8 protein-coding genes are annotated in these 6,234 nt (G+C 65.9%); 3 read left to right on the top strand and 5 right to left on the bottom strand.

Annotated features, from left to right (window positions below; translation table 11 throughout):
• Window positions 1-96 precede the first annotated feature (96 nt).
• Complete coding sequence (wrbA, locus tag AUP43_RS05390; protein ID WP_067553543.1) at window positions 97-693, bottom strand: NAD(P)H:quinone oxidoreductase; 597 nt, start codon at window positions 691-693, stop codon at window positions 97-99.
• Between the two features lie 137 nt (window positions 694-830).
• On the opposite strand from wrbA, the gene AUP43_RS05385 reads away from it, so the two are divergent.
• From AUP43_RS05385 to AUP43_RS05375, 3 genes are read left to right on the top strand one after another with little or no spacing between them, the layout of a single operon-like run.
• Complete coding sequence (locus AUP43_RS05385; RefSeq protein WP_067553549.1) at window positions 831-1,739, top strand: LysR family transcriptional regulator; 909 nt, start codon at window positions 831-833, stop codon at window positions 1,737-1,739.
• Window positions 1,740-1,798: 59 nt separating this feature from the next.
• Window positions 1,799-2,053, top strand: coding sequence for a ribbon-helix-helix domain-containing protein (locus tag AUP43_RS05380; protein ID WP_067553541.1), 255 nt, complete (start codon window positions 1,799-1,801; stop codon window positions 2,051-2,053).
• A 3-nt stretch (window positions 2,054-2,056) separates the two neighbouring features.
• The gene (locus tag AUP43_RS05375) at window positions 2,057-2,389 is read left to right on the top strand and encodes a type II toxin-antitoxin system RelE/ParE family toxin (RefSeq protein ID WP_067553539.1); all 333 of its coding nucleotides are present in this window, start codon (window positions 2,057-2,059) and stop codon (window positions 2,387-2,389) included.
• A gap of 28 nt (window positions 2,390-2,417) precedes the next feature.
• Here the strand turns inward: AUP43_RS05375 and AUP43_RS19205 are convergent, their stop codons facing one another.
• From AUP43_RS19205 to AUP43_RS05355, 4 genes are all read right to left on the bottom strand, one after another.
• Window positions 2,418-2,639, bottom strand: a complete 222-nt coding sequence (locus AUP43_RS19205; protein ID WP_067553547.1) for a ribbon-helix-helix domain-containing protein — start codon at window positions 2,637-2,639, stop codon at window positions 2,418-2,420.
• Window positions 2,640-2,641: 2 nt separating this feature from the next.
• Entirely contained in the window at window positions 2,642-4,093 is a 1,452-nt protein-coding gene (fumC, locus tag AUP43_RS05365) for a class II fumarate hydratase (protein ID WP_067553537.1), read from the bottom strand.
• Between the two features lie 103 nt (window positions 4,094-4,196).
• Entirely contained in the window at window positions 4,197-5,468 is a 1,272-nt protein-coding gene (locus AUP43_RS05360; RefSeq protein WP_067553535.1) for a class I SAM-dependent RNA methyltransferase, read from the bottom strand.
• Between the two features lie 184 nt (window positions 5,469-5,652).
• The gene (locus AUP43_RS05355; RefSeq protein ID WP_084462581.1) at window positions 5,653-6,123 is read right to left on the bottom strand and encodes a YbaN family protein; all 471 of its coding nucleotides are present in this window, start codon (window positions 6,121-6,123) and stop codon (window positions 5,653-5,655) included.
• Window positions 6,124-6,234: the final 111 nt, after the last annotated feature.

The following is a 6,234-nucleotide window of genomic DNA, read 5'->3' as shown; positions in this document are numbered from 1 at the left end:
CCTCGCCCTGAGGAGCCTGCGCCAAGGTTACCTGGGGCAGGCGTCTCGATGGGCACGGCCGCCAGGCCCCATTACCGGACCCAGGCCTCGATTGCGTTACTTCGCCAGCTTGGCGGCGATGCCGGCGACGTGGGCGCCCTGCTTGCGGGCGATGGTCAGCTCGATCTCGCTCGGCTGGCGGCTGCCATCCGGGCCGGCGACGGTGCCGGCGCCATAGGCGGAGCCGCCGCGGAACTCGCTGATGTCGGTCAGCTCCTGGATCGAGTAGGGCGCGCCGACCACGACCATGCCGTGATGCATCAGCGTCGGCAGGAAGCCCAGGATGGTGCTCTCATTGCCGCTGCCGGTGCCCGTCGAGGTGAAGACGCTGCCCACCTTGCCGACCAGCGCCCCCTTCATCCACAGACCGCCGGTCTGGTCGATGAAGTTGCGCATCTGCGAGGCGACGGTGCCGAAGCGGGTCGGCGCGCCGAAGATGATGGCGTCGTAATCGCCCAGCTCGTCCGGCTTGGCGATCGGCGCGTCCTGATCCAGCTTGATGCCGGATTTCTTGGCGATCTCCTCGGGCACCAGCTCGGGCACGCGCTTGATCGTCACCTCGGCCCCGGCGCCCTTGGCGCCCTCGGCAATGGCCTTCGCCATGGTTTCGATATGGCCGTAGGAGGAATAATACAGCACGAGAATTTTGGTCATGACCCTGCTCCTGAATTGGTTGGGCGGAATTTCGTTGCGCTAGAAATAGGCCTTGGGCGACTGTCTCTCAATCCGGTGCGTCGGCACAAAACTGTTTCCAATTGGAAACAACGACTGAAGGAGGAATGGGTTCGGCGATGCAGGATCTGAATGCGATGCTGGTGTTCGCGCGGGTCGTCGATTCGGGCAGCTTCTCGACGGCGGCGGAGAAGCTGAAGCTGTCCAAATCCGCCGTCTCCAAACAGGTGGCCAAGCTGGAGGACCAGCTTGGCGTGCGGCTGCTGAACCGCACCACGCGGCGCTTGAGCCTGACCGAGGCGGGGGAGCTGTTCTATGCCCGCTCGACCGAGGTGGTGGCGGCGGCCGAGGCGGCGGAACAGGCCGTGACCAGCCTGCAGGACAAGCCGCGCGGCACGCTGCGGCTGAACACTTCGATGTCCTTCGGCCAGCGCCATCTGGGACCGGCGATCCCGGAATTCCTGTTCGACTATCCCGATCTGTCGATCGACATGACGCTGACCGACCGCTTCGTCGATCTGGTGAAGGAGGGCTACGACATGGCCATCCGCATCGGCAACATGCCGGATTCCTCGCTGATCCAGCGCCGGCTGTGCGACATGCAGGCGCTGATCGTGGCCTCGCCGGATTACCTGGTGCGGCGCGGCGCGCCGGCCACGCCGGTGGAGCTGACCCAGCATAATTGCCTGTGCTACGCCTATCAGGCGACTGGCGACGAATGGCGCTTCTCCGGCCCGGAAGGCATCGTGCGGGTGCGCGTCGGCGGCCAGCTCAAGGCGAATAACGGGGATGTGCTGCTGGAAGCCGCGATTGCCGGCATGGGCATCGTGCAATTGCCCAGCTTCATCTGCGGCGATGCGGTGCGCGACGGCCGGCTGGTGCGCATCCTCACCGACTACGCCCTGCCGCCGGCGGCGATCCACGCGGTCTACCCGCATGCCCGCCACGTCTCCACCAAGGTCCGCGCTTTCGTCGATTTCCTGGCCAAGCGCTTCGGCAGCCAGCCTTATTGGGATAAAGGGCTTTAGGTGAGCTTGTCGTGTAATCATTCTTGATTATATTGAAGACAAAATGAAGGGAGACTGCGATGTCCCGAACCACCACCATGACCGTGCGCCTCAGCGGCGTCTTGAGTGAGTTTGTGGCGGAGAATGTGGGAGAGGACGGCTCCTACGAGAATATCAGCGAGTATATCCGCGATCTCATCCGAAGAGATAAGGAGCGGGTGGAGATGGAAGCGTTCGATCGGTTGAAAGCCGAACTTCAGCAAGCTTTTTCCGCCCCGGAATCATCCTACAAGCAACTTACCGCGGATGAGGTCATCGCCCGGAATCGGGCCTGACGGATGGTCGCCATCTATGTTCAGCAGGCGGCCTCACATCGTCTTGATGAAATTTACCGTTATACACGTAGCCGCTGGGGCGCTGACCGGGCGGACCGCTACATCACTGGTCTTTTCGCAGCATTCGAAAAGATCGAGACGCATGAAGTGATGTCGAAGCCGGTCTCCGCTCAGTTCGGAGTGGTCGGTTATTTCTTCCGCTACGAACGGCACTTCGTTTATTGGCGCAGATTGTCGGACGGCAGCATCGGCATCGTGACGATCCTGCACGAGAAGATGCATCAGATCGACCGGTTCCGAGAAGATTTCGGCTTGGAACGACCGTCCCCTGGGTAACCCTATTCGGGTTTCCCCTATCTTCGCCTCAGGCCCGTTGCTCCAATACATTCTCCAGCACGAAGACGCGGATGGCGCTGGACAGGTTGGCGGCGCGCTCGCGGTCGATGCTCTCGACCAGCGCGTTCACCGACTGCCGGCGCTTGCGCGCCAGCATCTGCAACTGTTCCCAGAAGGCGTCTTCAAGCGAAACGCTCGTTCGATGCCCGGCTATAACGACCGAGCGCTTGCGGATGGTCGTCGCACTCACGGTCACTGCTCCAATGCTTTTGTTGGGGCGATCATCCTGCCCGGAACGACCCATCGGTCGAATTCTTCAGCACTGACATAACCGAGTTGGAGGGCCGCTTGTTTCAGTGTGGTACCGTCTGAATGTGCCTTTTTCGCGACGGCGGCCGCCTTGTCATACCCGATATGCGGCGCCAGGGCGGTTACAAGCATAAGAGATTGCTCGACTAATTGTTCAATCCGGTCCTCGTTCGCCTCGATCCCGGCGACGCAATTATCCGCGAAGCTGTCGGCCGCATCGGCCAGCAGCCGGACCGATTGCAGCAAATTATAGATCAGCACCGGCTTGAAGACGTTCAGCTCCAGATGGCCGCTCATGCCGGCCACCGTGATCGCGGTGTGATTGCCCATCACCTGGGCGCAGACCATGGTCATCGCCTCCGCCTGGGTCGGGTTCACCTTGCCGGGCATGATGGAGGAGCCGGGCTCGTTCTCCGGCAAGTGCAGCTCGCCCAGGCCGGAGCGCGGGCCGGAGCCCAGCAGCCGGATATCGTTGGCGATCTTCATCAGAGACACGGCCAGCGTGTTCAGCGCGCCGGACATCTCGACGATGGCGTCGTGCGCGGCCAGCGCCTCGAACTTGTTCGGCGCGGTCACGAAGGGCAGGCCGGTCATCTGCGCCACCTCGGCGGCGAAGCCGGTATCGAAGCCTTCCGGCGCGTTCAGCCCGGTGCCGACGGCGGTGCCGCCCTGCGCCAGCCGGTAGAGCCGGGGCAGCGCCGATTCGATGCGCGCGACGCCATACATCACCTGCGCCGCATAGCCGGAGAATTCCTGCCCCAGCGTCAGCGGCGTGGCGTCCTGAAGATGGGTGCGGCCGATCTTCACGATGCGCTCGAACGCGGCCGACTTGATCAGCAGCACCTCGTTGAGGCTGCGCAGCGCCGGCAGCAGCCGGGTGACGATCTGCGTCGCGGCCGCGATATGCATCGCGGTCGGGAAGCTGTCGTTGGAGGATTGGCTGGCATTCACATGGTCGTTCGGGTGCACCGGCTTCTTCTCGCCGCGCTTGCCGCCCAGCAGCTCGTTGGCGCGGTTGGCGATCACCTCGTTGGCGTTCATGTTGGTCTGTGTGCCGCTGCCGGTCTGCCAGACGACCAGCGGAAAATGTTCCGACAGCAGGCCGGCGATCACCTCGTCGGCGGCGCTGGCGATGGCTTCGCCCAGCGCTTCGTCGAGCACGCCCAGCTTCATGTTGGTCAGGGCCGAAGCCTTCTTTTGCAGGCCGAAGGCGCGGATCAGCGGTTCGGGCATGCGCTCGTCGCCGATTCGGAAATTAGCCAGCGAGCGCTGGGTCTGCGCGCCCCACAGCCGGTCGGCGGGGACAGCGATCTGTCCCATCGTATCGCTTTCGATCCGGGTATCCGGGCGGGCATCCGGGCGGGTTACGCCGGCGCCCGTCTTGGACGTGGCCATGAATGTTCCCCTTCTTTGCGAAGCATTTGCAGGGACATATAGGAAGCCCTGAAGGCCGCTTCACCCTCCGGTACGCATTCCGGCCATGTCGAAAACGGAATCGTTACCGCCGGAACCGCGCCACCAGCTCGACATGGGCGGACCACAGGAACTGGTCCAGCGGCACCACGCGCTCCAACCGGTAGCCGCCCTCGATCAGCAAGCGGGCATCGCGGGCGAAGGTGGCCGGGTTGCAGGAGACCGCGACCAGGGCCGGCACCTCGCTGCGCGACAGGCGGATCGCCTGCTCCCGCGCCCCGGCGCGCGGCGGGTCGAACACCACGGCGTCGAAGCCGGCCAGTTCGTCCGGCTCAAGCGGCTCGCGGGCCAGGTCGCGCTGGGCGGTCTCCAGCCTTATCGCCGGCCCGGCCTTTCGGGCGGCGGCGGCCAGCGCCTCGATGGCCGGGCCGAAGCCCTCGACCGCCAGCACCGACGCGCCCGCCACCGCCAGCGGCAGCGCGAAGGTGCCGCAGCCGGCATACAGGTCGGCGATGTTTTCCGCGCCCGCCGTGCCGGCGCGCACTTCGGCCAGCAGGGTCGCCTCGGCATCCTCCGCAGCCTGCAGGAAAGCGCCCGGCGGGATGGCCACCGGCACGCCGCCGAAGGCCAGGCTGGACGGCCGCCGCTCGGCCAGCGGTTCCGCCGCGCCCTCGCCTACACTGATCGACAGGCGGCCCAGATCGGCGGCCTCGGCCAGGGCTGCCAGCGCCTCGCGGCCGGCAAGGTCGGGCTGGCGCTCCAGGCCGATCAGCGCATCGATGCCGCTATCCAGCTTCAGCAGGGTGATTGTCGCCGACGCACCCAGCGGCAGCAGCTCGGTCAGCGCCGCGCGGAACGCCGGCAGGGCGGCCTGTAGCAGCGGATGCATCACCGGGCAGTCCTGCACATCGACGATGAAATGGCTGCGATGCTCGTGGAAGCCCAGCGCCAGGCCGGCGCTGACCCGCTTGGCCACCAGCGCCGCGCGGCGGCGGGTGCGCGGGGCGACGGTGACGATCTCCGTCACCACGGCCGGGTCGCCGCCGGCCCGCTCCACCGCCGCGATCACTTGCCGGCGCTTGAAATCGTCATAGGCGGCGGGGGCCACATGCTGCACCAGGCAACCGCCGCAGCGGCCGAAATGCAGACAGGGCGGCTCCTGCCGGTCGGGCGAGGGCGTGACCAGCTCGATGATTTCGCCGCGAATGCCCTCGGCCGTGCTTTCCACCGGGCGGATCGTCACAACGTCGCCGGGCGCCGACAGCGGCACGAAATAGCGCTGCTCGCCAATGGCCGCCACCCCGTCGCCGCGCCCGCCCAGATGCTCGATGGTCAGCGTCACCGGCGGCGTGTTCACCGGCAGCTTGCGGGTAGAATCGTCTCCCCTGGGCGCACGATGGGGTCCGCGCTTCGGGGCTGATTTCGCGGCGGGGCGGCCTTGCTTGTGCGGGCGCTGGCGAGGGTCGGGTCGACGGTGCTGGCTCATAAGGCGCAGATAGGGCGAAACCGCCCGTTCCCGCAAGATTAATCAGTCGCCCAGATCATTCACTGGCCTGGATCGGCGGGCGGCTGGGCCGGGTGACGACATAGATCGCCACCAGCAGCATCGCGCCGCCCATGAAGACCGGCACCATCCAGCTTGTCGCCACGAAGATCGTCACCAGCGCCAGGCTGCACGCCATGCCGATCACCGCGATCAGCTTGCCGCGCCTGGGGATCACGCCGTAACGGTCCCAGTCGCGCAAGGGCGGGCCGAATTGCGGGTGGCTGTAGAGCCAGTGATGCAGCTTCTTCGAACTGCGCGAGAAGCACCAGATGGCGACGATCAGGAAGGGCACCGTCGGCATCACCGGCAGGAACACGCCGACCAGCCCCAGCGCCACGAACATCCAGCCCAGCCCGAGCACCAGACCGCGCAGCCAGCGATTGGCGATCAGCCGCTGGCCATCGGGCGCCAGCGGGGCGGGCAACGACGCTGGCGGGGCGGTGTTATCGGCGGGCCGGTCTGTCATGGTGCCTCAATATCGGTCGCCGAATGCGGCCTGGCAATGGCCGGATCGTGACATCCGGCCGGCAAAGGGCGGCGCGGGGTCGGTCTCCCCTCACCCAGCTTTCGCTAGGCT

The sequence above is a fragment of the Oceanibaculum pacificum genome, from assembly GCF_001618175.1.
In the GTDB taxonomy this organism is placed as follows: domain Bacteria; phylum Pseudomonadota; class Alphaproteobacteria; order Oceanibaculales; family Oceanibaculaceae; genus Oceanibaculum; species Oceanibaculum pacificum.
Note: the sequence above shows the minus strand (reverse complement) of the source record. Positions and strands in the feature narration are given on the sequence as shown.

Excerpts from the sequence above, each read along its gene's own strand:
- wrbA (WP_067553543.1), bottom strand. The coding sequence starts at position 693 with ATGACCAAAATTCTCGTGCTGTATTATTCCTCCTACGGCCATATCGAA.
- AUP43_RS05385 (WP_067553549.1), top strand. The coding sequence starts at position 831 with ATGCAGGATCTGAATGCGATGCTGGTGTTCGCGCGGGTCGTCGATTCG.
- AUP43_RS05380 (WP_067553541.1), top strand. The coding sequence starts at position 1,799 with ATGTCCCGAACCACCACCATGACCGTGCGCCTCAGCGGCGTCTTGAGT.
- AUP43_RS05375 (WP_067553539.1), top strand. The coding sequence starts at position 2,057 with ATGGTCGCCATCTATGTTCAGCAGGCGGCCTCACATCGTCTTGATGAA.
- fumC (WP_067553537.1), bottom strand. The coding sequence starts at position 4,093 with ATGGCCACGTCCAAGACGGGCGCCGGCGTAACCCGCCCGGATGCCCGC.
- AUP43_RS05355 (WP_084462581.1), bottom strand. The coding sequence starts at position 6,123 with ATGACAGACCGGCCCGCCGATAACACCGCCCCGCCAGCGTCGTTGCCC.